Raw genomic sequence first — 25,187 nt, 5'->3', positions numbered from 1 at the left:
CATGAAACGGAGCTATTTTATTATGCACTCAAATAAGGAAACAGATAAATCTAATTCTAATAAAAGCATAAACAAGAACATTACTCTGTCAAGTAAGTTATCTCTCAATTTAACGAAGTTAAAAGAATTTCTTGGTAATAGCTCAGATATTGTAATAAAACGGTTGCAGTTTCACCGTCACGAAATTGCGTTTGTCTATATCACGGGACTGATTGACCAAAAAGAAACAAGAAATCTTATTAAATCTGCAAAACTCGAATTCGTTCGTCTAGAACAAACATCTCCTGATGAAGACATGATGAAAATAATGAAGGAAATGCTATCAGAAGGAGAGCTTCAACAACTCACTGAGCTGGAACAAATCATACCACTTCTCTTATCCGGAAATTTAGTTGTACTAGGCGATGGATGGTCTTGCGCTCTCATTGTGGAGGTAGCTGGCGGGAAGATCCGTGAAGTCACCCCTCCCCAATCACAAACCGTTGTTAGAGGGCCTAAAGATAGCTTCACCGAATCCATTCAAACGAATCAAGCTTTAGTTCGTCGTAGAATAAAAAGCCCAAATCTCCATGTTAAATCGTTAACAATTGGTAATATAACCAACACGAGTGTGAGCCTAATGTACATCGATGGGATTGTGAATCCAAAAGTGTTGAATCAGGTAATAAAAAAAATGGAGAAAATTGAAATCGATGGCGTACTCGAATCAGGCTACATAGAGTCTTTTATCGAAGATAAAGCGTTTAGTCCTTTCCCAACCATTTTATCAACTGAACGTCCTGATATTGTTGCTGGAAATTTATTAGAAGGGAAAGTAGCCATTCTAACTGATCAAACTCCTTTTGCACTTGTTGTTCCTGCGACCTTTTTTTCTTTTTTCCAATCAATCGAAGACTATGCTCAACGTTTTGATATTTCAACTTTTATCCGTATTCTTCGTTACATTATCTTTTTTGTCTCTATGGTTACTCCTGCACTTTATATCGCACTTATGACCTATCATCCTGAAATGTTGCCTACACAACTTGCTATCAGCCTATCCGCACAACGTGAGGGGGTTCCATTTCCAACGGTTGTAGAAGCAATTTTGATGGAGATGGTGATCGAGGCACTTCGAGAAGCTGGGATTCGCAGCCCTAGTCCTTTAAGTGTAATGATTTCGATTGTTGGAGCAATTGTAATAGGGAGTGTAGCCATTGAAGCAACCATTGTTTCCCCCGTTATGGTGATGGTTGTAGCAACAACTGCAATTGCAAGTTTTGCTACTCCTAACTACTCCCTAGCTATATCTGCAAGAATTATTCGCTTTGGTCTTATGCTGCTCGCTGCAGCACTTGGTTTATTTGGTATTACTATTGGCTTAATCTTTCTTACGGTTCACATGAATACAATACGATCTTTTGGAACACCTTATTTAGCACCCTTTGCCCCATTTGAGTTACAAGACCAAAAGGATTCTATCTTGCGAGCACCTTTATGGGCATTAAATTTACGTCCGAAATCGATCTTGAGAAAAGACGATTTGCGCATTCCAAAAGGGCAAAAGCCAAAACCGTCAACAAGTATGGATGACGAAGGAAATAAAAACAATGAATAAACTCATCACCTATTCCAAAAAAGGTTTGATAGGTATCTGGATCAGTTTATTATCCCTGACAACAGGTTGCTGGGATTATCAAGAACTAAACGATTATGGATTTGTAATGGCAGTTGGTATTGATAAATCTCATAAAAAGGGAGAATACCTATATACCTTCCAGTTAGTGAACCCAGGTGTTATTACTAGGAATGCGAGTGGAAGCCATGCTACACCTATAGCTACCTATAGTCAAACTGGAAGAACAAAACTAGAAGCAATACGAAAAATGTCACAACAGGTCTCTCGCAGACTGTTTTTCTCTCACTTACAGGTCTTTGTTATATCAGAAGAAATACTAAGAGAAGGAGCTGCACTAAAAGTGTTTGATGTTACAGATAGAGATCCGCAAGGGCGTATCAACTTTCCCGTTTTAGCAGCAAGAAATACCCAAGCATACAAAATTATAAGTGCACTGACGCCAATAGATGATATTTCTGCCAACGAATTAAAAAATAAAATTGAGACATCAAAAGATGTTTGGGGAGAAAATCGAGTTACATTGATTGAGGAAGTTATTGAAAATGTGTTAGCCAGTGGACGAGATATCGCAATAAGCGGTGTAGAATTAACAGGTGACTCAAAACAAATTGGTAAAGCAGAATCCATTCTACAAACGCGAGCTAAAGGACAAACCAAACTTAAAGGAATAGCTTTATTTAATATGCAAAATCTCGTCCAGTGGGCAGATGATGAAACCGCTCGAGGAATCATGTTTGGTAGTAATAAAATTCGCGGGGCAGCATTGAATATCAATTGCAGTAAAAATAATAACCATCATTTAACTGTAATTGTAAATTATTCCAAAACAAAGATTAAAGCAAAAATAACAAAAAACAGACCTACTATTGATATGAACATAGCAGCAGAGGGACGGATCGGAGAAGCAGAATGTCCCATCGATCTCGAAAATCCTGATGTGATTCATGAACTGGAACAGAGAACAAGCACCGAGATAAAAAAGGAAGTAGAGCTGGCTCTTGCCATGGGGAAAAAAAACCAAAGCGATGTTTTTGGATTTGGAGATGCAATACATCAAGCTGATCCAAAAACATGGACCAAGTGGAAAACAAACTGGAAAAAGTACTATCCCAAGTCACAAGTCAATATTCACGCCAGAATTTTTATTCGTACAACAGGACTACGAACCAACCCATATATGAAAGAAAGAGACTAATGGAAAAGGAAGGAATTCATCCTTTATGGAAAATGCAAGAATCAGCCCTTTTCAGCTTTTTTGTTTGGTATTTTTATTTGAATTAGGAACCGCAGTTATCATTGGACTAGGAATGGAAGCGAAACAAGATGCGTGGATTGCCATCTTAATTGGCCTTACTATAGGCATCATTGTGCTATTTATATATGGCGGTCTTTATCAGCACTATCCTGATGCTCTTTTGACAACCTATACAAAACAGATTATGGGGAAAACAATAGGATCGCTCATCAGTTTTTTGTATATCATCTATTTTATTTATATTGGAGCAAGAGTTTTGAGAGATATTGCTACCTTGCTCCAAATTACTTGGTTACAGAGAACTCCGATTCTTGTCATCAGTATGGTATTGGTCCTAGTTACTATATACACAATCTTTCATGGTGTAGAAGTGTTAGCACGAACAGGAGAAATCTATTTATTTGTCTATTTGTTTAGCACTTTAGTTACAGTGGTCTTTCTTCTATTCTCTGATGTCATCAATTTACAAAAGCTTCTTCCTGTAGCAGAGGATTGGAGATTAATTTTAAAGACAGCATTTCCTGTTATCTCCACTTTTCCTTTTGGTGAAATGATTGCCTTTACCATGTTTTTACCATATTTGAATAATAGAAGAAAAGGTTTTCGATATGGATTAATGGCAATGATTTTATCTGGTGTTCTCATCTCCTTTACGATAGCAATGGATATTGCTTCTCTTGGAGGAACAATGGTGGGCCGCTCTCCATTTCCTCTTCTCACAACAATGGGGAAAATCTCTGTTAATACATTTATTCAGAGACTAGACATATTGGCATGTATTATTCTAGTAATAGGTGGTTTCTTCAAAATAACTATTTTTTCGTATGCAGCCATAATTGGTAGTGCTGATCTATTTAAACTTTCACACAAAAAATTGACACTCCCTCTTGCCACCATTACTTTGTTACTGTCGATAATAATTGCAGAAAATACATCTGAACACTTCAAAGAAGGCCTTAAAATCGTACCTTACTATATCCAGCTCCCCATGCAAATAGGAATCCCGATTATTCTGCTATGTGTTGCGTTACTCCGAAAACGATTACTAAAAAAAACCTATTGATAGGTTTTTTTGTTTTTCCGATAATCCAAATAGGGTGGAAGAAAGTTTAACATAAGAAAAAGAATAAGAATAGGTAGCTCCACTTTCCTCATAACACCAAAAGAAGAATATAGCCCCAATATTGATTCCCAAAAGGATTTTCCAAGTATAAGGTCCAATCCGATGCTTAATAGGATACAGCCAGCAAATAAGAGCAAAAAAATACCAAGTACCTTCATGAAAGAACTCCTTTTACAGATATTTGTTAATTAGCTTGGATAGAGTACAATCTGCCCATTTATAACTGTATGTATGCGAACGAGACACAATATAAAGACAATAATATTGTAAAACTCTTTTTCATGGTTACAATGAACGGAAAATTGTATAATCACTACAACAAAAGAATGTTGGGACAGTTCTTTTATTAAATTCACAAGTAAACATATAAAGGGGTGATAGGCAACAACCCACCACCTACGCTGAAACTAAAGAAAATACAAAAGGATTTGAAGATATGAAAATCTTATTACGATGATACTCTTCGTAAACTGAAAATTAAATAAGTAAGGAAAAATCATGATTAGAAAGTATGCATATTGTCTAGATTCCTTCTTTATCGTATTAGAATAACATCTGCTGAAATTCATCTATAGCATGAAAAAAACTTTATATTATAAAACGATCAAAAAAAGTAGGATAGGCTTTTTGATAATATAGTGTCATAACGTCTATTTCATTAGTATGGTACAGAGATCTCGAACCGTTTATGGTTATTTTTCTTTACTTTAAATAGATATCGTTCCTTCGTTTTTTAAATAGCTGCGGCTATTTTCATTTCCAAATTTGAGCCTTATAAAATCGGGGAGAGTAGTCGCGAAATACCTTCTTTCATTTTTGTTAAAATAGTCCTATCTCTATATCTTTTAGGAGTAAGTTCGCTACTTACTTGGCTATCTTCATGAAACGTTTTATAAAGTTGCTTCGCAATTTGTTCATCGTATATTACAGCATTCACCTCAAAATTCAACCTAAAGCTCCGAGCATCAATATTCATTGTACCTACTGACCCTACTTGCTCATCTACTACGATGGTTTTCGCATGTAAAAAACCTTTTTCATATAACAAGACTTTCGCTCCATAATCCAATAATTCTCCTGTGTATGCTAAATTTGCCCAATAAACAAAAGGATGGTCGGGTTTGCTTGGGATCATAATCCGTAAATCAATACCAGATAGAAGTGCAATTTTGCATGCATCCATAAAACTCGGATCAGGAATGAAATATGGCGTTTGAATATACACACTGTGTTTTGCATTCAGTATTAGTTTCATGTACATATTCTTGAGATGCTCCGTATAGGAATTGGGTCCACTTGAAACAATTTGAACAGGACTACTGCCTGTCTGTTTCTCCTTATAAAAGGAAAAATCATCATAATTTATATTTTGATGGTTTCCAGCCTGATGCCAGTCTAGGATAAACCTAGATTGTATATCATTTACTGCATCTCCCCTTATTCTAAGATGAGTATCACGCCAATATCCAAATTCCTTGTTTAAACCGAGATACTCATTTCCAACGTTGAACCCCCCCAAATAAGCAACTTTCCCATCAATCACACAAAGTTTTCGATGATTTCTATTATTAATACGAAAATTTACTAGCCGAAATAGGGAAGGAAAGAAAATCTCTACTTCTCCACCAACGGAACTTAATTCTTCGAAAAAGTCAGGTGGAATTCTTTTTGAGCCAATCTCATCATAAAGGAGCCTTACTTTAACCCCTTCCTTCGCTTTTTTGATTAATTCATCCCTCAACTTTCTTCCTAATGCATCAGGTTGAATAACGTAGTATTGGATATTGATTTCTTTCTTTGCAGCTTTTATGTCCTCAAACAAAGAAATAAATTTTTGTTTACCATCGTTAAAGATTTGTATCTGATTATCCCTAGACAATAGAGCACTGGATGAAATAAGATTCATTCTGATTAAACTAGCATATTTATTTAACAAGAAAGGAAGTGTGCTTCTCTCATTTTCTAAAGCACATAATTGCTGATCCACAGCTGATTGAAGAAATCTTCTTTCTTCTTTTGTAAGCCTATAAAAATTTTTCTGCTTTAATTTTCGACCAAAAAAAATATAAATGAAAAAACCTAAAATCGGGATGAAAAATAGAACCATGATCCAAGCCCAAGTATAACCAATATCTCTTCTTTCAAAAAATAAAACTCCTGCGCATAGAATGATGTTGATAACCATAATAAAGGAGACAACAAGTGTGATTAGGTTCCCAATTCCCATACAGCATCCCCTTCTTATTACGTACTTTTCCCCTTTAAAAATACCATATTATATCTGAACAAAGATAATTTTTATCTTTTGCATTCTCATTGAACTCGATTCTCTTTTATCTAAAACTTATATAGGTTTTTGGGTCAATGTTCATTTATTTTTAAATTTAAAAAGACTCTCAATTTAAAACGGTTGAGAGCTTTTCATTCGCACTTCTTTTTAGCTCATTTTGGATTACTTACTCCACTTCAGACGATTTTTTATTCGCAAGCAATACTTTCAACATAGGAGGTGTTGCTATCGTTGAAATGATAACTGCGATAATAATCGCTGTAAAATATTGTTGTGCTAATAAACCTGAACCTAAACCAATCGTTGCAATAATTAACGCGACTTCTCCTCTGGATACCATTCCGGCTCCAATAATAAGAGAAGAATGGGTGTTAAAGCCAGTTAATTTTGCACCCAAACCGGCACCTATCAGCTTGGTGAGTACAGCAATAAGTGACAGTACGATGATGAACAAAATATGCTTTGGTAGATCCTTAAAGGATACAGAAAGGCCAATACTTACAAAAAAAACAGGAACGAAAATAGTATAGGCAAGCGGCCCAAGTTTTTTCTCCACTTTCTTTTTAAATTCCGTTTGTGAAATAGCTATTCCGGCTGCAAATGCACCGATAATACCAGCTACACCAAGATACTCAGCTATATAGGCGAAGAATAGACATAAAACAATGGAAACACTCATTATAGGTTCCGTAACTCTTAGGGATGAAAGTTTTCTCATCATGAATGGAACGAACCTCCATCCCAACAGAGCTATAATCACGAAGAATATTACTTTCTTTCCGATTACCATACCTAAACTTACATCACTTGTCGTCAAAAAACTCATCATGACAGCTAAAGTAACCACCACAATGATATCATCCACTAAGGCTGCTCCTAAAACTGTGATACTTTCTCTGCTTTTCAGATGTCCCAGTTCCTTAAATGTTTGAACAGAGATGCTGACAGAAGTTGCCGACAGGATCAGTCCTAGGAACAGAGCATGACTTTGCTCCATACCTATGGTAATCCCGGAAATATAACCTCCTATTAATGGCAGTAAAATACCACCTATACCTACAGCGAACGAAGAATTTCTGTTTTTATTCAAATCACTAATACCCGTTTCCAATCCAGCAAAGAACATGAGAAAGAGGACCCCGATATGGCTAAATGCTTCTATCACATCTGAATTTTGTACCCAATCTAGCATGGCTGGTCCAATAATCACACCAATTATCAATTTACCTAACACGGAGGGTTGACCCAACCGAACAGCAATATCTCCTGCAATTTTTGTACTAATAATAATGGTAGCTAACTGCAGAAATAACTCCATGATTTCCCCCTTGTAACCATCCCTTTAAAAGACAGAAAGAGCCTGTTATTTGCAGGCTCCTCCGGTTATTCTTCCTATTTATTATGTACTTGTATTATACCATTATCCCAAGATTTTTACCGAAAAACTTTAATAAAATACCCCCGACAGTTGAGAGTTCATTTGCATTTTCATGTAATAAACTGACTCGTCCAAACGACACTTAACTCTTTTCCCATTCCATTAAAAATTCTTCTTCGGAAGTCTGTTCATCTAATAATTCTTCTTTATTACAAAGCCATTTTTTAAATAAAAATCAACAGCCTTGTTATTTTTCTTGTACACTTTTAATTGTATATATTCCCTTTGGCTTTTTATAAAATTTAACAATCTCTTTCCGTACCCTCCACCTTGATGCTTAACATCAATAAATAATGCAGCCAAATAATTATCTACCATTGATACGAAGTCGACAACATCTTTTTCATTACTTATAACATAGGTTTCAGACATTGGGATTACTTTTTTTCCATCTCCATTTGCTGTGATTTCCAATAATCCTTATCAATAAAGTCGTGTGCTATTAAAGAACCTTTATGCCATATTTCTACTAATTTATCGATTTTTGTTTTCTTATTTGATCTAATATTCACGTTATCATCCTTTTGAAATACAGCACATATACATCATTATTCAAGGAAAATTAGTCCAAATCGTTTTATTCTATTAAATGACCCGATTCTGGAAGTGATGGTTTACGTCATTGCACATGCCTTCTTGTTATTTGAAGCAGGAACAAGTATTAAAGAAGTTCAGGAGCGGGTAAAACACTTTGATATACAAATGACGATGAAAATCTATTTTACACGTAACAGATACACTAAAAGAGCAAACCGCACTAAAATTTCAAAGGTACATGGAGCTATGATATGTGGTCAGATATAGTCCAAAACATTTTTAAGCATAAAAAGACCCTTTCCACAAAAGTGAAAAGAGCCTTGGAACGTTGATAATTAACGTTTTGAGAACTGAGGTGCACGACGTGCAGCTTTCAAGCCGTATTTTTTACGTTCTTTCATTCGTGGGTCACGGGTTAGGAAACCTGCTTTTTTCAAAGCTGGACGAAGTTCGATGTCAACTTCTAGAAGAGCACGGGAGATACCATGACGGATCGCTCCTGCTTGTCCAGTGTATCCACCACCATCAACGTTAACTAATACATCATAACGGCTAGCAGTATCGGTTAATACCAATGGTTGACGAACTATTGCCTTTAATGTTTCCAGATTGAAATATTCATCGATGCTACGTCCGTTGATGACGATACGACCGTCACCAGCTACAAGACGTACACGAGCTACGGATTCTTTACGGCGTCCGGTACCGCGATATTGTACTTGTGCCACGTAAGTGTCCTCCTATTAACCGCGGAGCTGATATTCAACTGGCTGTTGCGCCTGATGAGGATGTTCAGCACCTGCGTATACTTTTAATTTTTTCAATTGGCTACGACCAAGTGGTCCTTTAGGAAGCATTCCTTTTACAGCAAGTTCGATCATACGTTCTGGACGACTTGCACGAAGCTCTCCAGCTGTGACGGATTTCAATCCACCAGGGAAACCAGAGTGACGATAGTAACGTTTTTGATCTAACTTTTTACCAGTTAGATTGATTTGAGAAGAATTGATTACAATAACAAAATCACCAGTGTCGATATGTGGTGTATAGGTTGGTTTGTGCTTTCCGCGAAGCAAGGTAGCTACTTCAGTTGCAAGGCGACCGAGAGTTTTTCCTGCTGCGTCTACCACGTACCACTTTTGATCCACGTCTTGTGGCTTAGCCATATAGGTGGTGCGCATTTGATTCACTCCTTGAGTTGGTTTGTTTCTACACCTCGAAGCAAAGGGTAGAAGGTTTACTATCTATCGGACAATCGATTTTTGCCGAACATGATTTTCCACGGGGCTAGCGGAAAATACCAAATACGATCATACCGCAATATAGGGGCTATTGTCAATGAAATCCACAAAGATACAAGACTTGAAGATCAGGAGAAAAGTTTTCCATTGCTTAACTGATTCTATGTTTATAATTTCCATAAATATACACCATTCCAAGCAAAAAGACTATTAATAAAACAACCAGCATAATAATAGTTGATTTAGCATCTTTCCCAGATGCTTTGGCGTATAAACTAACCACTGTAATGATAACTCCATAAACAAAAATAACAATGAGAATTCCACTCAAAAGTACCATTTCCATGCTCATTTCCACTCACTCCTTCCTCTATCTACCTTTCTATTTAAATGGTATTCTATATTTTTTCAATACTTTTGTTAACGATTTATAGTATAATGCATTGTCATTTATCGATCATAGAGAGCTATCATGCATAAGAAAACAGCAATGGGTATTTGTTTGATCTGATCGAAGGCCATCCTCGAAAAGGATCAGTCACGCTTCAAAACACTGCTGATTACATTGGAACACCTTGGAAAACAAGAGAAGAAATTTAAATAGTTATTCGTAACCATAGCTGTGCTTGTGGGAGATTCAAAATTTTGCTCTGCCACTTCTTCGTCAAGTGGAGAGAAATTGCTGTAGGTTACTGTTGAGATAACAACATAGTCAGAAACGATCGAAAAGGACATCAGATAAACTGGTGTCCTCCAACATTTTTAACACAGCTTTTACCTGATCTTGGTGATACCTTAACAAATAAGCCAGCTGATCGTCTTATAATAAAAAAGTCAACTCAAAACAGAAAGAAGCTAGCATGAGTAAGCAAATTACATATATGCCGATCGCAGATGTGCTAAACAGTGGATCTGTACCCCTTAAGGAAGCAGCAGATACACTACGCGCATATGGAGAGGGACCTAGGGAATTTGCCATTTATCTGATTGATTGGCGGGTTGACAACCGTCCCCTTACTACAACCGATCAACTCCTACTGGAAAAAGCTCGAAAAATCTCTCTTTAACAGTAGAAAAAGGGATACCAGGTACTTCTGGTATCCCTGAAATTATTTATTACTATGCTTGAGCTGAAGAATATACAAAGCATGTCGTTGTTCTGGTGTATCGATTTTTAATAAACCATTTACTAAGACCTTATTTCCTGAAGGACTCCACTTTATTTGTTTATTATAGGATTGGATATTGGTGGCAAGGATGGAGATCTCAGCTTTACGGATATCTGCTATGTGTAATTCTGTTTGATTGGTGGCATAGCTTTTCCATATAAGATAACTTAATTTTTGAGAATCTCCAGACCAATTTAATCCCATAATTTCATTGCTTTGTGCAACTATTTTCTGCTGTTTTCCTGTAGTATCCATCAGCATTAGTACTTTTAAACCAACAAAAAATTCTTTTCCTTTATCATTTGGATCTTTTGGAATAAGTTTTTCAATCGCAAATGTAGTTTTATCAGGAGACAATACCATGTCATATACATGATCCATCAGTTGTTTTTTTTCATTCGTAGTTTGATTCCAAACCATTAACTTGGCTCCATCCAAATAGAAAAATTGTTCCCCTACTCGGACTAGATGCGAAGTATAACCTTCTTCCTCCTTTACCGTTTGAAAGGAATCATTAATTTTTGCTATCTGACCAAATATATTTACAGAAAAGGTCTCTCCCTTGCCAGTCATGAAGAGAATAGTTTGGTTATCAACCCAGCTTGGTTGCAGCACTTGTTCTTTTATAGGTAGGACAATCTTTTTCCCTGTAGGCAGATGCATCATATAATAATTTCCAAGCTGATTACGTTTACTGATACGATAAAATAAATACTGTTTATCAGGGGAGACCAATGGTTCTCTCGCATTACGATCGAAAACAAGAAAATAAGCTTTCTTGTTTTTTAAATGATACAAACGGAAACGGGAATCTAATACAGTATCTTCATTAATCCAGTCAACAGCATATACTTGTGGATAGATATCCGTCCCCTCTATAGTAAACTTATTGTAGGCAATATCTTTGTTTTCTAATACTACAATTCCTTCCGACTTAGGGGCACAACCTGATAGTAAACAGAAAAATAAAAATGTAATGAAACAAGTTGTTATCCGAAATCCGCTATTTCTTTTCAAGCAAAATGAACTCCCTTTTATTCTTTATTTACTTTGTTATGTAAAGAGGAAATACAATCTCTACTTCGGTCCCTTGTTGATTCTTATTTGGATTCATCGTAATTTTTCCTTGCTGCTCTTCTACCAAGCGTTTTACTAACGCCAGCCCCAATCCTGTCCCCCCTGTTTTTTTCGAACGATCTTTACTCACTGTATAAAAAGCTTCGAATATTTTTTCTCTTGCATCTGGAGGAATACCAATTCCTGTATCCACTACTTTTATAACTAAATTATCATTTCTGATGCTACTTGTTAATAAGACTTCTCCCTTTGGAACATTATATTTGATTGCATTATCCAGTAAGTTTATAAAAATCAAAACAAAACTCTCTCTATCTAGAAAAAGAAAAGCAGTTTGTAATTGGGATGCAATTTCTACTTGAAATTTTTGTGCTTTTCCACTAATTTGTTCTACAATTCCTTCTAATATTTGTCGAGATTCTATCTTCTCTCGATGTAACTCAAAATCGTATTTTTCAATAGAAGCTAATTGCAAAGCTTTTTCTACCAAATCATATAATCGATTTGCTTCTTTTTTCACATTTTGTTGAGCTTTATCGATTAAAGTAGGATCTCCTTCGTACATCTCTAATAAGTCCATGTAGGCCAAAATAACCGTCAATGGTGTTTTAAATTCATGGGTGATGTTGCCAATAAAAGTTTTCTGCTGATTTTCCAAATGTTTTAATTTCTTTACTACTAAATTTAACGAAGCTTGTTTTTGTTTCATATCTATTATATTTTCTTCAATTCTCTCACTCATAGATTGAATTCCTCGACTTAATTTCCCTAACTCGTCTGAGCGATTACTTACTGAAAAAGAACGAAATACCCCTTGTTCCATTAGCTCAGAAATGTTTTTCAGCTTTAAAATCTCATTCGTAATTCGAGAAAAATAAACATATGCAATCAAAAAGCTCATCAACACAACAATTGTCCCTACTTGAACAAACAAAAACTGGATCTTTTTGAGAAATGCTTGATCCTCTGTTAACTCGTAAGAGAATGCAATAATTCCATCATATCCATTATGAAGCGGAGCTGCATAGTACAAGGTGTTCCCTTCTATGAGATAAGCAATTTTATTATCTTTAGCATATTGAAGTAACCTTTTATCATGCTTTGTAGACGAAGTAAATGGCAGATCATAATCCAATTCTAAATCTTCTTTTGTAAAATAAAGAAGTACCCTCATTTTTGTTGTCATTTCCAGATATGTAATCATTTCCGATTTCTTTTTTTTAAGAATGCTATATCGTAAACTCATATTATTTTGATAATTAGGGTCTGATAAGATGACTTGTTCGATATACTCGTTTGCCTGTATGCTCTGTTCTAATAAATAATCTTGTTGTCTTTGTTTTTGGTCTTTCTTGATCTCTGCTAGGATAAAAAAACTCAGCATACCTACTGTAATTGTCAAAAGAAGAGCTAAAAAAATACTCGTTTTTAATTTCAAACTATGCCTCATTATGAATCTCCAACTTTGTTACCTTATACCCGACTCCATACAACGTCTGAAGCAATTGGTCATAGGGGTTACCGAGTTTTTGTCTTAATCTTCGGATGTGAATATCTACGGTACGAGTTCCTCCAATATAATCCATTCCCCAGACGAGATCCAATAGTTCTTCTCTTGTGAAAACTCTTTCAGAATGTTCGATTAACAGTGTCAATAGATCAAACTCTTTTAGTGTAAGGTTTACATGTTTACCCTGAATAGACACTTTTCTCCCTAATTTATCTATTGTCAAATCTAATATTCGATACGTTTCATTTGTTGATAATGACTGTTGTGGCAATCTACGTAAAATGGATTTAACCCTCACCAATACTTCCCGTATATCAAATGGTTTGGTGATATAATCATCTGCACCGAGTTCGATCCCCACCACTTTATCCGTAATATCATTTTTCGCAGTAAGTAAGATAATACCGATATTTTTATCTGTATTCATCTTTTGACAGATTTCGTATCCACTCATTTTAGGCATCATCACATCTAAAATTGCTATATCTGGTTGAAATTGTAACATTTGTTGGTATGCTTCCTCTCCATCTGAGGCAACCTCTACCAAATAACCTTCTTTTTGAAATGCATAAGAAAGAAGATCAGTAATACTTGTTTCATCATCTGCAATCAAAATTTTTGTTTTCATTCTCTTTCTCCTCCTCCAATAAGCATTGTTTTTATTTTCCCAAATAAAAACGGAAAACAAAATATTAAAAAGACAAAATAACAAAGAAACTTGAGTTTTTATACCCAAGTCTTTTTTGGAGAGCACACACTTATCAATCTTTTGGGAAAATGCTCATACGTACTACTTTTGGCGTAGGCTTGCCTGTATCTACACACGTTCCATGACAATTAAAAATAAATTGTAGATTATAATTTCCAATCTCATACGTATACGATCCACCATCTTCAGGACCTGACATTTGAGGCACACCTAAAATTTGTTCAATTTCAGCATCTGTAATTTCCTTATACCGTTTATCAGTAGTATCCATAGAGACTATCTCTTTTGTTTGATAGTGGAAGATAGTCTGTTTACTCTTATACTCTGCAAATTTGAACTCTGATTTTGAGTCTTCCACATCTGGATTTCCCCACAGCTTTTTTATATCGATAATGGTCAAGCTACCAATTGGTTGCAAGTCTTTTGTTGTTACTATTTTTCCTTGTTTAGCCAGCTCCTTTGCTTCTAAAATTAATTGTTTATGCTTGGGTGATACAGAAATTTGTTGTTTTTGATTTTCATTCGCTTGCACCGTTGTGTTCTCTTTTTTATTTGCTTCCATCCCAGACGAAGAACAACCTACAGATAAAAGTGCTATTGCTGTTGAAGCTGTCAGAACAAGAAATTTGCATTTGATTTTCATAGCTTCTTCCCCTTTATGTTATCTATCAAGTAAGGAACATCGTTTCCCAAAAAATATGATTTACATTTTCATTTCCTAATGTACAGATACTTCCACCGATTTTACATTTCCAATTTTGCCTTGCTTATCAACAGGAAAATAAAAAGTGAGTGCATAATCTTTCGCATCATAGGAAATATGGGCACTATCATTTCCTTTGTATTCACTACCTTTTCCTAACCTCTTTTTTACTTCACTATAAGAAATGTTTGCATAACGCTTATCCGTAGTTTTTAACAAATACACAGCTTCAGTAGGAGTGTCAAACTTGTCGAGGTAAAAAGCAGTGGAGCGTTTGCTGTATCTTAGCTCACCTTTTGGAATGTTTTTATCCGCTTTCCCCCATTTATTTTCAATTTCTTTTTGGGTGGAGTAAATACCAAACTCTTCACTAGTTACTACTTTCCCCTTTGTTGCTAATTCTTTTGTTTGATCGAGCAATGCTGTATGGTTCTCCTTTTGTATCGCTGTATGGGCAATCGAATAATGACTGTTTGCTGCATGAACTTCATTTGGATCGAATGTCCCCACTAAGATCGTTCCTACCCCTAACATTGTCGTTAACACTAGCTTAAATGCATGTTTGTTGTTCATCTCTCATCATTCTCCTTTTTTCATTTGTAACTATAGATTAAAGAACAATATTTTCGAAAAAAAATACAGATTGTTTCCAGAATGTAAACTATTGCAAAAGAAGTATGTATTATTGCTAAAGGTCTTACCAGAAGCAATTATTCTATCTTTTCTCTAATTGTTAAAAAATAAAAACAGAGGTGCTAGATAAACTAACAACTCTGCCCAATTTAATACATTTTCTTTTTCGTAAAAAAACATAATTTTTAATAAGATCCTGTTTTTCCTAGAGATTTTCCTGTTTGATAAAAACCTTTTGGAGAGTAGGCTTTGGCGCTTGCATAAGAAGTGTTTGGCTTATAATCATACACCATCGCACTATAACAGGTTTTTTGACCTGGTTGAATCATGCCGTTACCACCCTTTGAAGAACAAGAATAAACTTTTTTATCATTATTACGGTGAACGGATCCATTAATTTCCATATTAGAAGGAAGGGATTTATCCAATTTAACGTATGACCAAGCCGTTTTGCATTTGGTGCTGTACATCAAATATATTTTACCAGTTACTTTTGTGCCATTTTTGAGTTTAGAAGAAAAGGATTTTGTTTTCTTAGCGACACCACTATCATCACAATGAGTTGCTACAGGACTTTTTCCATCGTTTTTATAGTTAGCTGCATTTGTATCACTAACACCTACAAACAAGCCAGCGACTCCAACTACTGCACTCAGTAGACCTACACGCCATTTTTTTACCTTCACTTGCTCACTCTCCCTAAAAAATAGTCGAATTGGTTAAAAGTTGTTGGCAATAAATTGTTGGATCATTGATTGGTAATCATTATATTATTAATATTTCAACTTTTATTTATTATAAAATACGGAAGTTAAAAAAGATTCATTTATTAGTGAAAATAGTATGGATAAACTCCACATTTTGTAGTTGGAATGTGCTGCTGCTTCAAAAAAGCAGCAATTGGTTTAGATACTTCCTCTGGATGAATTGATGTTATGATGTGATTGTCTCAGGAATGTGGACGATCTTTATATTAGAAATTGCTTTATATAATTCAGCAAAATGAAAGAGGTCAACACATTCTTTCTCACAAGGAAGAGTCTCCTGCTCAGCATTATTTCATCCAATCTATATAATTATTATAGAACGAGAAACGAACATCTAAACTTTATCAATAGTTTTCATAACGGAGTGGATAAATAGAAAAAATATTATAAAATATGATTAAGTAAATCTATCTGATCTAACTCCACATTTACACTGTTTATCTTAGTAGATCCTTTTCATCAAGAGTATTTTTCATTAACGATCAGAAAGAGTGATACAAAGTTGAAATTAGAAACAAAACGACTTCTCTTAATAACAGTTGATCTCAAACTTATTGATGCAGCAGCTAAGCGTGATACAAAAGCAATGGAAGCACTTGGGTACAAAAGCAATGGTGAATGGCCAAACGACGATTTTTTCGAAGCTCTCCCCTACTTTCGGAAGCTTTTGATAAAAAATAATGGAACGAGGGGATTTGATTCCTGGATTATTGTGACAAAGGATACAAAGGAAATAGTTGGAGGTATTGGTTTTCTAGGTGATCCGGGTCCAGACGGCGTGATTGAAATCGGGTTTGGTACCAATGAAAGCCACCGCCGCAAAGGCTATTGCGTCGAAGCAGCTCAAACATTATTAAGTTGGGCTGCTAATCAAGCTGGAGTAAAAAAAATCATCGCTAAATGTAACACTGACAATATTGGCTCCAAATATGTATTAAAGAAGTTAGGGTTTCAAATGGACCATAGTGGTGAAGATTTGATTCACTGGACTTATTGTAGTGCTTTTTCATTGGATGATTAAAATTATCATCTATTCTTATTCCATTTCTCTGAAAAAAGGTATGAAATGAGACGAAAAAGTCTCCTTCTAAAAAACGAAGGAGACTTTAATTTCTTTCCTCATAGCCCACTTCCACCAGATGTAGTCCTTCTGGAGGAAATGTAGAACCTGCTGTTTGGCGATCACAAGCATATAAGATGCTCGGAATATTTTCTACTTTGATCTTTCCTTTGCCTACTTCGTGTAGCGTGCCAACAATAATTCTCACCATATTGTATAAAAAACCGCTTCCCGTGACTTCTACATAACGAAAGTTATCTTCTTCCGTCACCTTTATATCGTAGATCGTCCGGATTTTATTCTCCACCTCCGTTTTGGCAGAACAAAAAGAAGTGAAGTCGTGTGTCCCTACTAAATACTCAGCGGCTTTTATCATTGCATTTAGATTTAACTCATGAACTGGATAATGGTATGCAAACCTGCGCATATGAAGCCTTGGAACAGGTAGAGTCTCCACTTGGTAGCGATATGTTTTCCAACATGCACTTTTACGAGCATGAAAATCCATAGCTACTTCTTCACTTGCTACTACAATAAGATCTCGAGGTAAGGTATGACGAAGAATATAAGGGAAGCGCTCCACAGGTACAGGTTTACTGGTGACAAAGTGACAGACTTGTCCCAATGCGTGTACCCCTGCATCTGTCCTGCCAGATCCTTCCACCACAATGTCTTCATCTAAAATTCTACTCAGTGTCTCTTCTAGCGTACCTTGAATCGTACGAAGTCCAGTTTGCCGTTGAAATCCAGAGAAGTCGGTTCCGTCATATGCGATAATCAATTTCATTTTTCTCATACACGCAGCCATCCTATAACAAGAACTAAGATTAAAAAAATCACGATCAAGAAGTAATCTTTGTATGTGTATTGTAACATCCGATATTTCGTACGCCCAACTCCACCCCGATAAGCCCGTGCTTCCATTGCCATCGCTAATTCTTCTGCTCTGCGGAAAGATGAAAGAAAAAGAGGAATAAAGATCGGAATATATGCTACTAAGCGTTTGAAAATGTTCCCACTATCCAAGTTGGCTCCTCGTGCTAACTGGGCATTCATAATCTTCTCTGTCTCTTCCCACAGCGTAGGAATAAATCGAAGCGCGATCGACATCATAAGTGCTAACTCGTGGACAGGCACACGAACCTTGCGGAGAGGTCCCATCAATATTTCCAACGCATCGGTCAAATCTAGCGATGAAGTGGTAAAGGTAAGTAAAGAGGCCATCACTACTAGAATAAGAAAACGAGATGCGATAAAAATAGCTTGTCTGACACCTTCTTCATAAATGGTAAAGAGAGGGGTTACGAATAGTGCCTCTCCGCCTTTGGTTAGAATCAAATGTAGGATCACTGTAAAAAGAATAATAAATAATACCGGTTTTATCGATCGAAGAAATAAAGACAAGCGAATCTGAGAAAGCAATATAATGGTGATAACAAAAAGATAGAGTACAAGATAGGTTGCAGTATTATTCGCAAGAAAAATAAGAAAGAAAAAGAAAAACACAAAGAGTAGTTTCGCACGAGGGTCAAGTTGATGAAGAATCGAATTTCCCGGGATATATTGACCGATTACAATTTTGCTCACGATCGACTCCCCTTTCGACGGTTCTCCAAATGTGAAACCAGATGACCCAGCTCAAATAGTGAAGTTGGAATAGGCGGATTTGCTTTTTGATTTAATTTATCAATAAGTTTGGTAATACTCGGTAGTTCTAAACCGAACCTCTCTAACCTTTTTCGATCACCAAATAGCTCTACTGGCGACCCTGTAAAAGCAGTAGTTCCTGCTTCCATCACCACTACTTGATTTGCAAGTCTCGCTACTTCCTCCATCTGATGTGTTACTAGTATAATGGTCACTTGTTTTTGTTGATGTAACGTTTGAATCAAATAAAGCAATTGCTCGCTTCCTTCACGGTCTAATCCTGCTGTTGGTTCATCCAAAATAAGAATAGATGGTTCCATAGCCAGTACCCCAGCTAGAGCTACCCTTCTCATTTGTCCTCCACTGAGTCCAAATGGAGATTTATCCAAGAGAGACTCATCCAAACCAACAAGTCCGATCGCTTGTAGAACTCGTTCCTCTAATTGTTCCTTCGATATTCCCTGATTCGATGGACCATAGGCGATATCTTTATATACCGTTTCCGCAAAAAGCTGTTGCTCCGGATATTGAAAAACAACCCCTATTTTGGAACGAAAGGGGATTTTTTTCGTTTTTGCTGTTACGATATCATCGCCAACTGTGATACTTCCAGTCGTCGGACGCAACAAACCTGCAATCAATCCTATCAACGTAGACTTACCTGAACCGGTCTTTCCAACAACTGCTTGAACAATCCCATGTGGGATAGAGAGTGATAAATCCGATAAAGCATGTTCTTCAAAAGGTGTTCCCTTTTGGTATACATAGGATATATTTTTTACATGTATGTCCATATTTCGCTCACCAATTGTTCTTCATTCTCTATACGATGGGAGAGATTCCAACCTTTCGCTAGCAAGTTCTGATGGAGTTCAATACTGATTGGAACATCTAACCCCCAATTAGTAAGCTGTGCGGAGTTAGCATACAATGCTTCTCTATTTTGATCCAACATCACCTTACCCTTATTCAATACAACTAATCGATCAGCTAGAAATGCTTCTGTTGCTTGATGTGTGATATGAATGATAGTTTTGCCTGACAGATGAAGCTTTCTCATTAATTGTAGAATATGATGACGGCCATCTGGGTCAAGCATTGATGTCGATTCATCAAAGATAAGCACATCTGGTTGCATAGCGAGAACTCCAGCAATAGCTAGACGTTGTTTTTGCCCACCTGATAAATGATGAGGTTCCTTCTTCTCCAAACCGGATAGGCCAACAAGCTCCAAAACATGAGGTATACGTTTTTGCATTTCCTCTCTTGCTACACCCAAATTTTCCAAGCCAAAAGCCACATCATCTAAGACTGACGGTGCTACAATCTGGTTATCTGGATTTTGAAAAACCATCCCAATTCTTTGCTTTAATTCCCAGCGACCTTGATCATCTTCGATATGTTGACCATTGATCACAAGGTTTCCATTTGTCGGGATAAAAAGTCCATTTATTAGACAAGCTAAAGATGATTTTCCTGATCCATTAGAACCAATGATACTAACGTATTCTCCTTGTTGAAAAATAAGATCTACACCTTGAATAGCCCATTTCTCTCTGGACTCTGTCTGCGGGTAATAGTGAAACCAAACATTTTCTAGAGATATCTCTGTTGCCATAAAAAACGCTCCCAAACAAAAAAGGGTGGACCGGTCCGATCCTGCCCTCCCCTTTGACATTACTTTTTTACTTTACAAGTTCGATAAATACCATTGGTGCACCATCACCACGACGTGGTCCCAATTTCAAAATACGAGTATAACCGCCATTGCGCTCTTGGTAACGTGGTGCAATATCTTCAAATAACTTTTTCACTGCATCAACGTTTTTGTGATGAGTTGCTTCTTCGCCAATGTTCTCAGTATAAGAACGATTTGTGCGAACAAACTCAGATGCTTGACGACGAGCGTGGAGATCGCCGCGTTTTCCAAGCGTGATCAACTTGTCAGCGATTGAACGAAGTTCCTTAGCTTTTGACTCAGTTGTTTCGATTCTTTCGTTTAAGATCAAGTCAGTCACGAGGTCACGAAGAAGTGCTTTTCTCGCACTACTGTTACGTCCTAACTTGGAGTATGCCATGATAATTTCCCTCCCCCGCTACTTAGGATTAATCTTCTTCACGTAATCCAAGTCCGAGTTCCACTAGCTTTTCTTGAACTTCTTCTAGGGATTTGCGTCCTAAGTTACGTACTTTCATCATATCTTCTTCTGACTTTTGTGTTAGCTCTTGTACGGTGTTGATCCCAGCACGTTTTAAACAGTTATAAGAGCGGACAGATAGATCGAGCTCTTCGATGGTCATTTCCATCACTTTTTCTTTCTTGTCCTCTTCTTTTTCCACCATAATCTCAGCACCTTGAGCTTCTTCGGTCAAACCGACAAATAGCATCAAATGTTCATTTAAGATTTTAGCGCCTAAACTAACTGCTTCATCTGGATGCAAGCTACCATCAGACCAAACTTCCAGTGTCAGTTTGTCGTAGTTGGTAACTTGTCCAACACGCGTATTTTCAACTTGAAAGTTAACTCTGTCGATTGGTGTATAAATAGAGTCGATCGGAATAACACCAATTGGTAAGTCTTCAGACTTATTCCGCTCAGCAGGTACATAGCCACGTCCACGATTCGCAGTCATACGAATATGTAGATGGGAACCTCCCGCAAGCGTTGCAATGTGAAGTTCTGGATTTAAGATCTCTACATCGCTATCCGCACGGATATCTCCTGCAAGAACAGCTCTTCCCCCAGAGCCACCCTCAATATCGATTTCCAACACCTTTTCTTCATCGGAATGAATCTTCAGTGATAGCTTTTTCAGATTTAAAATAATCTCAGTTGTATCCTCTACCACACCCGCAATGGTGGAAAACTCGTGCAATACCCCATCGATTTGCACAGATGTGACAGCAGCACCGGGTAAAGAGGAGAGCAAGATACGGCGCAGCGAGTTACCCAATGTTGTTCCGTATCCACGTTCTAGGGGTTCCACCACGAATCTTCCGTATCGATGATCGTCGCTCATTTTTACCGCTTCGATCCTAGGTTTTTCAATTTCTATCATACGGCCCCTCCTTTTAGAACGTCGCGTTCCGGGCATTATTCGGTATTTTTAAAAAGTATACAGATGATGACAATGTCCCATCCATTATACACAAATTACCGGTAAAATAAACCAACAGGTACGACTCCCTATACACGACGACGCTTTGGTGGGCGACAACCATTGTGTGGAATAGGAGTAACGTCTTTGATTAAGTTTACTTCTAATCCCGCAGCTTGTAGTGATCGAATCGCTGCTTCACGTCCAGCTCCAGGACCTTTTACCATTACTTCAACACTTTTCATGCCGCTTTCCATGGCTGTTTTTGCAGCTTGTTCAGCAGCCATTTGTGCAGCAAACGGAGTACTTTTACGACTTCCTTTGAAGCCCATCGTACCAGCACTAGCCCAAGCGATCGAGTTACCACGTGGATCAGTAATGGTGATGATTGTGTTGTTAAAAGTGGAGCGGATGTGTACCACGCCAGATTCAACGTGTTTTTTCACACGGCGTTTCACGCGTTGGTTGGATGTTTTACGTTTTACCACTTGTATCCCTCCTTACTTGTTATTTCTTTTTGTTCGCTACAGTACGACGAGGACCTTTACGTGTACGAGCATTGGTTTTGGTACTTTGACCACGAACAGGTAAACCTCTTCTATGACGAATACCACGATAAGAAGCAATCTCCATCAAACGTTTGATGTTAAGAGCAATCTCACGACGAAGATCTCCTTCTACAACGATGCCTTTGTCGATGAAAGTACGTAGTTTGGAAATTTCCTCTTCGGTAAGATCACGTACACGAGTATCTGGATTAATACCAGTCGCTGCTAAGATTTCATTAGCTTTAGGGCGACCAATACCATAGATGTAGGTGAGAGCGATCTCTACTCGTTTTTCACGAGGTAAGTCAATACTTGCTATACGTGCCATCTATCTCTACACCTCCTAACCTTGCTTTTGTTTGTGCCTTGGATTTTCACAAATTACCATTATGACCCCTTTGCGACGAATCACTTTACATTTTTCGCAAATGGGTTTTACGGATGGTCGAACTTTCACTTCTCCAAACCTCCTATTTTAGAGGAAACAAAGTAGAAGCTTTTAAGAGATTCCACTTCTATTCTCCAACCTCTAACCTTTAGACTATTTATACCGGTAGGTAATACGCCCACGGGATAAGTCGTATGGAGAAAGTTGAACTGTCACTTTGTCTCCTGGCAATATCCGAATGAAGTGCATGCGAATCTTCCCAGATACATGAGCGAGCACTTCATGACCGTTCTCTAACTCCACTTTAAACATGGCGTTAGGTAGGGGCTCTTTTACGATGCCCTCAACCTCAATCACATCTTCTTTGGCCAATAGAGTTACTCTGCCACGAAAACATAGTAAATTGCTATACAATCATCGTCTCTCTTGGCGTAAGTCAGCTCAATCAGACTTACAGATCAAAACTAAAGTTAACCTAATCGAGAAGCATAGTCAAGATAGCAACCAATAAACCTAAATTTTTCTAGGTATATTGCTACGTTCTGCAGCAGATTTCCCCCCCTTCAAATTCAGCTTTTTGTACTGATTTAGGGCAAACACCAATTTTGCATCATCTACATTGCCAGTAGATTCGATTACATAAGCGATTTCGTCTGCAATAAATCTAGTAGGTTGTATATGACGTCTATTCTTCCGTTTTGGTTTTGCAAATTTCCGCTCTCTTCCATCTGCGAGCCATACACAAGAATCATCTAAACGAACAACTACAGCATTTTTTCCTGCATCCCGTCCAGATAAGACTATTATTATCTGCCCTAAATGAATTCGACTTGCTGCCTCTTTCAAGGCCTTCATTCGAAGTCACCTTCTGCTAGGGTGAGAATCTCATAGCCTTCATCTGTGATCAGGGTAGTGTGCTCAAAATGGGCGCATAAGGAACCGTCATCGGTCACAACCGTCCATCCATCATCAAGTGTATGAACAAATCGAGTCCCTATATTCACCATTGGTTCAATCGCCAGTGTCATTCCACTTTTTATTCTCTGGCCACGTCCAGCAATGCCATAGTTTGGTATAGTAGGTTGTTCGTGCAACTCTCTACCGATTCCATGACCTGCATACTCCTGAACAATAGAAAAGCCAGCATCTTCTGCTACTGCTTGGATCTGACTTCCCAAATCACCAAGACGTACACCTGCCTTTAATACTTTTAGGCCTTCGAATAAGGAGGCTTCTGTCACTGCTAGAAGACGAGCAGCCTCAGGAGAAATGTTACCTACTGGATACGTCCAAGCAGAGTCACCATGAAAACCTTCATAAAACACACCGATATCGATTGAGATGATATCTCCATCTTGGAGTTTTCTCGGTCCTGGTATTCCATGTACTAGTTCATCGTTTACAGAAGTGCAGACACTTCCCGAGAAGCCATTATATCCCTTAAAGGATGGTGTTGCTCCAAAACTACGGATGAACTTTTCAGCATGTTTATCCAATTCCAAAGTCGTAATCCCAGGATGAATATATTTTTTCAATTCACGATGCGTAAGGGCAACTAACCTACCTGCTTGACGCATTTTTTCGATTTCATTTGCTGATTTTATTGTAATCATTTGGACTATCTCCGAATTTTAGACAAGATTGCTGTCGTTACTTGCTCTATCGGTTGTTCGCCATCCACTCGTACTAGCTTTTCATTTGCTGTATAGTAACGAATCAAATGTTCTGTCTGTTCCTGATTGATTTTTAAACGTTTCGCAACAGTCTCTTCTTGATCATCTTCTCGCTGATAAAGAGGACCACCACAGCGGTCACAAACTCCATCTTCTTTAGGTGGAGCAAACTGAAGATGGAATGTTGTACCACAGTTTCTACAGATTCTACGACCTGTTAGACGACTGAGTAGTTCTTGCTGAGGAACTTCAATATAGATCACATGGTCAATTTCTTTTCCAAGATCTTGAAGTAGTTCATCAAGGGCTTCTGCCTGTGGAACAGTTCGTGGAAATCCATCTAGTAGAAAACCACTTTCACAATCATCTTTACCTAACCGATCTCGGACGATACCAATCGTCACACGGTCAGGGACAAGTGCCCCTTGATCCATGTAAGATTTGGCTTCTATACCAAGAGGTGTTTCTTCTTTTACAGCGGCACGAAACATGTCCCCAGTGGAAATATGAGGAATGTGCAGTTTCTCTACAATGATAGCTGCTTGTGTTCCTTTTCCTGCACCAGGTAATCCCATCAGTATGATATTCACATCTCATCCCTCCGGAAGGACGGCCACACGTATCAAGTTCGACCTAAACGGTCGCATGTGTATGTCAGTTTCTTTGTCTGGGTATTTTGTCTTAGCTTTTTTGTATCTCTTA

31 protein-coding genes are annotated in these 25,187 nt (G+C 37.4%); 5 read left to right on the top strand and 26 right to left on the bottom strand.

The genetic code is table 11. The annotated features are described in order from the left end of the window. Nucleotides 1-22 precede the first annotated feature (22 nt). The 3 genes from GSM42_RS13250 to GSM42_RS13240 are packed head-to-tail and all read left to right on the top strand — an operon-like array spanning nt 23 to nt 3,936. On the top strand, nt 23-1,597 hold the full coding sequence (locus GSM42_RS13250) for a spore germination protein (protein WP_160802009.1): 1,575 nt from the start codon (nt 23-25) through the stop codon (nt 1,595-1,597). After that, nucleotides 1,590-2,813 carry a Ger(x)C family spore germination protein gene (locus GSM42_RS13245; RefSeq protein WP_160802008.1) on the top strand — a complete coding sequence of 408 codons (1,224 nt, stop codon included), beginning with the start codon at nt 1,590-1,592 and terminating at the stop codon, nt 2,811-2,813. Before GSM42_RS13250 ends, GSM42_RS13245 begins: the two co-directional genes overlap by 8 nt. 25 nt (nt 2,814-2,838) lie before the next feature. Then, the gene (locus GSM42_RS13240; RefSeq protein WP_160802007.1) at nt 2,839-3,936 is read left to right on the top strand and encodes a GerAB/ArcD/ProY family transporter; all 1,098 of its coding nucleotides are present in this window, start codon (nt 2,839-2,841) and stop codon (nt 3,934-3,936) included. Here the strand turns inward: GSM42_RS13240 and GSM42_RS21510 are convergent. The 7 genes from GSM42_RS21510 to GSM42_RS13210 all read right to left on the bottom strand — a co-directional run bounded on the left by GSM42_RS21510 (nt 3,930) and on the right by GSM42_RS13210 (nt 9,854). Next, nucleotides 3,930-4,154: a YczF family membrane protein gene (locus tag GSM42_RS21510; RefSeq protein ID WP_476712895.1), complete on the bottom strand. Its 225-nt coding sequence runs from the start codon at nt 4,152-4,154 to the stop codon at nt 3,930-3,932. The two genes, GSM42_RS13240 and GSM42_RS21510, sit on opposite strands and share 7 nt — an antisense overlap. Nucleotides 4,155-4,768: 614 nt before the next feature. Next, nucleotides 4,769-6,223 carry a cardiolipin synthase gene (gene cls, locus GSM42_RS13235; RefSeq protein WP_160802006.1) on the bottom strand — a complete coding sequence of 485 codons (1,455 nt, stop codon included), beginning with the start codon at nt 6,221-6,223 and terminating at the stop codon, nt 4,769-4,771. Between the two features lie 229 nt (nt 6,224-6,452). Beyond that, entirely contained in the window at nt 6,453-7,604 is a 1,152-nt protein-coding gene (locus GSM42_RS13230) for a cation:proton antiporter (RefSeq protein WP_160802005.1), read from the bottom strand. Nucleotides 7,605-7,856: 252 nt separating this feature from the next. Then, the gene (locus GSM42_RS13225) at nt 7,857-8,138 is read right to left on the bottom strand and encodes a GNAT family N-acetyltransferase (protein WP_237446597.1); all 282 of its coding nucleotides are present in this window, start codon (nt 8,136-8,138) and stop codon (nt 7,857-7,859) included. 458 nt (nt 8,139-8,596) lie between these two features. After that, on the bottom strand, nt 8,597-8,989 hold the full coding sequence (gene rpsI, locus GSM42_RS13220) for a 30S ribosomal protein S9 (RefSeq protein ID WP_160802004.1): 393 nt from the start codon (nt 8,987-8,989) through the stop codon (nt 8,597-8,599). A gap of 15 nt (nt 8,990-9,004) precedes the next feature. Then, complete coding sequence (gene rplM, locus GSM42_RS13215) at nt 9,005-9,442, bottom strand: 50S ribosomal protein L13 (RefSeq protein ID WP_160802003.1); 438 nt, start codon at nt 9,440-9,442, stop codon at nt 9,005-9,007. Nucleotides 9,443-9,653: 211 nt separating this feature from the next. Continuing rightward, nucleotides 9,654-9,854, bottom strand: coding sequence for a hypothetical protein (locus GSM42_RS13210; RefSeq protein WP_160802002.1), 201 nt, complete (start codon nt 9,852-9,854; stop codon nt 9,654-9,656). A 508-nt stretch (nt 9,855-10,362) separates the two neighbouring features. Between GSM42_RS13210 and GSM42_RS13205 the strand changes: the two genes are divergently transcribed. Then, nucleotides 10,363-10,569 carry a hypothetical protein gene (locus GSM42_RS13205; protein ID WP_160802001.1) on the top strand — a complete coding sequence of 69 codons (207 nt, stop codon included), beginning with the start codon at nt 10,363-10,365 and terminating at the stop codon, nt 10,567-10,569. A gap of 42 nt (nt 10,570-10,611) precedes the next feature. On the opposite strand, the gene GSM42_RS13200 is transcribed toward GSM42_RS13205, so the two are convergent. The 6 genes from GSM42_RS13200 to GSM42_RS13175 all read right to left on the bottom strand — a co-directional run bounded on the left by GSM42_RS13200 (nt 10,612) and on the right by GSM42_RS13175 (nt 15,989). Further along, a complete protein-coding gene (locus tag GSM42_RS13200) occupies nt 10,612-11,688 on the bottom strand; it encodes a hypothetical protein (RefSeq protein ID WP_160802000.1) in 1,077 nt (358 codons plus the stop codon). A 28-nt stretch (nt 11,689-11,716) separates the two neighbouring features. Then, on the bottom strand, nt 11,717-13,186 hold the full coding sequence (locus GSM42_RS13195; RefSeq protein WP_160801999.1) for a sensor histidine kinase: 1,470 nt from the start codon (nt 13,184-13,186) through the stop codon (nt 11,717-11,719). A 1-nt stretch (nt 13,187) separates the two neighbouring features. Beyond that, on the bottom strand, nt 13,188-13,886 hold the full coding sequence (locus tag GSM42_RS13190; RefSeq protein WP_160801998.1) for a response regulator transcription factor: 699 nt from the start codon (nt 13,884-13,886) through the stop codon (nt 13,188-13,190). Between the two features lie 133 nt (nt 13,887-14,019). Beyond that, nucleotides 14,020-14,610: a DUF4309 domain-containing protein gene (locus GSM42_RS13185; protein ID WP_160801997.1), complete on the bottom strand. Its 591-nt coding sequence runs from the start codon at nt 14,608-14,610 to the stop codon at nt 14,020-14,022. Nucleotides 14,611-14,685: 75 nt separating this feature from the next. Beyond that, nucleotides 14,686-15,243, bottom strand: a complete 558-nt coding sequence (locus GSM42_RS13180) for a DUF4309 domain-containing protein (protein ID WP_160801996.1) — start codon at nt 15,241-15,243, stop codon at nt 14,686-14,688. Nucleotides 15,244-15,488: 245 nt separating this feature from the next. Further along, nucleotides 15,489-15,989, bottom strand: a complete 501-nt coding sequence (locus GSM42_RS13175) for a DUF2690 domain-containing protein (RefSeq protein ID WP_160801995.1) — start codon at nt 15,987-15,989, stop codon at nt 15,489-15,491. A 583-nt stretch (nt 15,990-16,572) separates the two neighbouring features. Between GSM42_RS13175 and GSM42_RS13170 the strand changes: the two genes are divergently transcribed. Further along, nucleotides 16,573-17,091, top strand: coding sequence for a GNAT family N-acetyltransferase (locus GSM42_RS13170; protein WP_160801994.1), 519 nt, complete (start codon nt 16,573-16,575; stop codon nt 17,089-17,091). 85 nt (nt 17,092-17,176) lie between these two features. Here the strand turns inward: GSM42_RS13170 and truA are convergent, their stop codons facing one another. The 13 genes from truA to GSM42_RS13105 all read right to left on the bottom strand — a co-directional run bounded on the left by truA (nt 17,177) and on the right by GSM42_RS13105 (nt 25,075). After that, nucleotides 17,177-17,926: a tRNA pseudouridine(38-40) synthase TruA gene (gene truA, locus GSM42_RS13165; RefSeq protein ID WP_160801993.1), complete on the bottom strand. Its 750-nt coding sequence runs from the start codon at nt 17,924-17,926 to the stop codon at nt 17,177-17,179. After that, complete coding sequence (locus GSM42_RS13160) at nt 17,923-18,720, bottom strand: CbiQ family ECF transporter T component (RefSeq protein ID WP_160802054.1); 798 nt, start codon at nt 18,718-18,720, stop codon at nt 17,923-17,925. The genes truA and GSM42_RS13160 overlap by 4 nt, the downstream gene beginning before the upstream one ends. After that, nucleotides 18,714-19,571, bottom strand: coding sequence for an energy-coupling factor transporter ATPase (locus GSM42_RS13155; RefSeq protein ID WP_160801992.1), 858 nt, complete (start codon nt 19,569-19,571; stop codon nt 18,714-18,716). The genes GSM42_RS13160 and GSM42_RS13155 overlap by 7 nt, the downstream gene beginning before the upstream one ends. Beyond that, nucleotides 19,556-20,395, bottom strand: a complete 840-nt coding sequence (locus GSM42_RS13150) for an energy-coupling factor transporter ATPase (RefSeq protein ID WP_160801991.1) — start codon at nt 20,393-20,395, stop codon at nt 19,556-19,558. The genes GSM42_RS13155 and GSM42_RS13150 overlap by 16 nt, the downstream gene beginning before the upstream one ends. A 67-nt stretch (nt 20,396-20,462) precedes the next feature. Further along, nucleotides 20,463-20,855, bottom strand: coding sequence for a 50S ribosomal protein L17 (rplQ, locus tag GSM42_RS13145; protein WP_160801990.1), 393 nt, complete (start codon nt 20,853-20,855; stop codon nt 20,463-20,465). Between the two features lie 28 nt (nt 20,856-20,883). After that, nucleotides 20,884-21,837 (bottom strand): DNA-directed RNA polymerase subunit alpha, encoded by a 954-nt coding sequence (locus tag GSM42_RS13140; protein ID WP_160801989.1) that lies wholly within the window; start codon nt 21,835-21,837, stop codon nt 20,884-20,886. 128 nt (nt 21,838-21,965) lie between these two features. Next, nucleotides 21,966-22,364, bottom strand: coding sequence for a 30S ribosomal protein S11 (gene rpsK, locus GSM42_RS13135; protein WP_160801988.1), 399 nt, complete (start codon nt 22,362-22,364; stop codon nt 21,966-21,968). A gap of 19 nt (nt 22,365-22,383) precedes the next feature. Continuing rightward, entirely contained in the window at nt 22,384-22,752 is a 369-nt protein-coding gene (gene rpsM / locus GSM42_RS13130; protein ID WP_160801987.1) for a 30S ribosomal protein S13, read from the bottom strand. A 15-nt stretch (nt 22,753-22,767) separates the two neighbouring features. After that, on the bottom strand, nt 22,768-22,881 hold the full coding sequence (gene rpmJ / locus GSM42_RS13125) for a 50S ribosomal protein L36 (RefSeq protein ID WP_160801986.1): 114 nt from the start codon (nt 22,879-22,881) through the stop codon (nt 22,768-22,770). An 84-nt stretch (nt 22,882-22,965) separates the two neighbouring features. Further along, nucleotides 22,966-23,184 (bottom strand): translation initiation factor IF-1, encoded by a 219-nt coding sequence (infA, locus tag GSM42_RS13120; RefSeq protein ID WP_028777722.1) that lies wholly within the window; start codon nt 23,182-23,184, stop codon nt 22,966-22,968. A gap of 141 nt (nt 23,185-23,325) precedes the next feature. Further along, complete coding sequence (locus tag GSM42_RS13115; protein WP_160801985.1) at nt 23,326-23,667, bottom strand: KOW domain-containing RNA-binding protein; 342 nt, start codon at nt 23,665-23,667, stop codon at nt 23,326-23,328. Beyond that, nucleotides 23,664-24,425, bottom strand: coding sequence for a type I methionyl aminopeptidase (gene map / locus GSM42_RS13110; RefSeq protein WP_160801984.1), 762 nt, complete (start codon nt 24,423-24,425; stop codon nt 23,664-23,666). The genes GSM42_RS13115 and map overlap by 4 nt, the downstream gene beginning before the upstream one ends. Before the next feature lie 5 nt (nt 24,426-24,430). Next, nucleotides 24,431-25,075, bottom strand: coding sequence for an adenylate kinase (locus GSM42_RS13105; RefSeq protein WP_160801983.1), 645 nt, complete (start codon nt 25,073-25,075; stop codon nt 24,431-24,433). Nucleotides 25,076-25,187 lie beyond the last annotated feature (112 nt).

This window comes from Shimazuella alba (assembly GCF_009831235.1).
Lineage (GTDB): Bacteria > Bacillota > Bacilli > Thermoactinomycetales > Thermoactinomycetaceae > Shimazuella > Shimazuella alba.
This window is presented reverse-complemented; position numbering and strand designations above follow the sequence as displayed.

What these genes read in the sequence shown, in the direction of transcription:
- GSM42_RS13140 (WP_160801989.1), bottom strand. Translation starts at nt 21,837, where the DNA reads ATGATAGAAATTGAAAAACCTAGGATCGAAGCGGTAAAAATGAGCGAC.
- map (WP_160801984.1), bottom strand. Translation starts at nt 24,425, where the DNA reads ATGATTACAATAAAATCAGCAAATGAAATCGAAAAAATGCGTCAAGCA.
- GSM42_RS13185 (WP_160801997.1), bottom strand. Translation starts at nt 14,610, where the DNA reads ATGAAAATCAAATGCAAATTTCTTGTTCTGACAGCTTCAACAGCAATA.
- rpsM (WP_160801987.1), bottom strand. Translation starts at nt 22,752, where the DNA reads ATGGCACGTATAGCAAGTATTGACTTACCTCGTGAAAAACGAGTAGAG.
- GSM42_RS13190 (WP_160801998.1), bottom strand. Translation starts at nt 13,886, where the DNA reads ATGAAAACAAAAATTTTGATTGCAGATGATGAAACAAGTATTACTGAT.
- GSM42_RS21510 (WP_476712895.1), bottom strand. Translation starts at nt 4,154, where the DNA reads ATGAAGGTACTTGGTATTTTTTTGCTCTTATTTGCTGGCTGTATCCTA.
- rplM (WP_160802003.1), bottom strand. Translation starts at nt 9,442, where the DNA reads ATGCGCACCACCTATATGGCTAAGCCACAAGACGTGGATCAAAAGTGG.
- GSM42_RS13240 (WP_160802007.1), top strand. Translation starts at nt 2,839, where the DNA reads ATGGAAAATGCAAGAATCAGCCCTTTTCAGCTTTTTTGTTTGGTATTT.
- truA (WP_160801993.1), bottom strand. Translation starts at nt 17,926, where the DNA reads ATGAGAAAAATGAAATTGATTATCGCATATGACGGAACCGACTTCTCT.
- cls (WP_160802006.1), bottom strand. Translation starts at nt 6,223, where the DNA reads ATGGGAATTGGGAACCTAATCACACTTGTTGTCTCCTTTATTATGGTT.
- GSM42_RS13180 (WP_160801996.1), bottom strand. Translation starts at nt 15,243, where the DNA reads ATGAACAACAAACATGCATTTAAGCTAGTGTTAACGACAATGTTAGGG.
- GSM42_RS13250 (WP_160802009.1), top strand. Translation starts at nt 23, where the DNA reads ATGCACTCAAATAAGGAAACAGATAAATCTAATTCTAATAAAAGCATA.
- GSM42_RS13205 (WP_160802001.1), top strand. Translation starts at nt 10,363, where the DNA reads ATGAGTAAGCAAATTACATATATGCCGATCGCAGATGTGCTAAACAGT.
- GSM42_RS13155 (WP_160801992.1), bottom strand. Translation starts at nt 19,571, where the DNA reads ATGGACATACATGTAAAAAATATATCCTATGTATACCAAAAGGGAACA.
- GSM42_RS13150 (WP_160801991.1), bottom strand. Translation starts at nt 20,395, where the DNA reads ATGGCAACAGAGATATCTCTAGAAAATGTTTGGTTTCACTATTACCCG.
- GSM42_RS13115 (WP_160801985.1), bottom strand. Translation starts at nt 23,667, where the DNA reads ATGAAGGCCTTGAAAGAGGCAGCAAGTCGAATTCATTTAGGGCAGATA.
- rplQ (WP_160801990.1), bottom strand. Translation starts at nt 20,855, where the DNA reads ATGGCATACTCCAAGTTAGGACGTAACAGTAGTGCGAGAAAAGCACTT.
- GSM42_RS13210 (WP_160802002.1), bottom strand. Translation starts at nt 9,854, where the DNA reads ATGAGCATGGAAATGGTACTTTTGAGTGGAATTCTCATTGTTATTTTT.
- GSM42_RS13245 (WP_160802008.1), top strand. Translation starts at nt 1,590, where the DNA reads ATGAATAAACTCATCACCTATTCCAAAAAAGGTTTGATAGGTATCTGG.
- GSM42_RS13230 (WP_160802005.1), bottom strand. Translation starts at nt 7,604, where the DNA reads ATGGAGTTATTTCTGCAGTTAGCTACCATTATTATTAGTACAAAAATT.